This is a genomic window from Psychrobacter sp. AOP31-B2-9 (genome assembly GCF_052378005.1).
In the GTDB taxonomy this organism is placed as follows: domain Bacteria; phylum Pseudomonadota; class Gammaproteobacteria; order Pseudomonadales; family Moraxellaceae; genus Psychrobacter.
The window spans coordinates 1-246 of sequence record NZ_JBQSXG010000384.1 but is presented as its reverse complement, the minus strand read 5'-3'; the positions used below and the strand labels follow the sequence as shown (position 1 = coordinate 246).

1 pseudogene is annotated in these 246 nt (G+C 43.1%); it reads left to right on the top strand.

Annotation, left to right across the window (positions count from 1 at the left end):
* Nucleotides 1-246 (top strand): annotated as a pseudogene (locus ACT3SX_RS15745) (IS1 family transposase); the annotation flags it as partial.

Here is a 246-nt window from a genome sequence, read left to right as displayed (position 1 = left end):
TCAATTCATTGGTGACCATGCCTTAACTTATAAGGGCTGTCACTCTAAAATAGAAGACATCATACGGCTAATGACGGTGAGAGGTTGCGGTGTTAGAGACATAGCTATTATAGCCTCAGTCAGTATCGGTAAAGTATTGGGCACCATAGGCTCATCTGTTTATAAGATCGCGCCTAAGAAGCGCTACTATGAACGCTTAGAGGTTGATGAGTTCTGGACTTACGTGTATCGCAAGAAGCGTAAAGT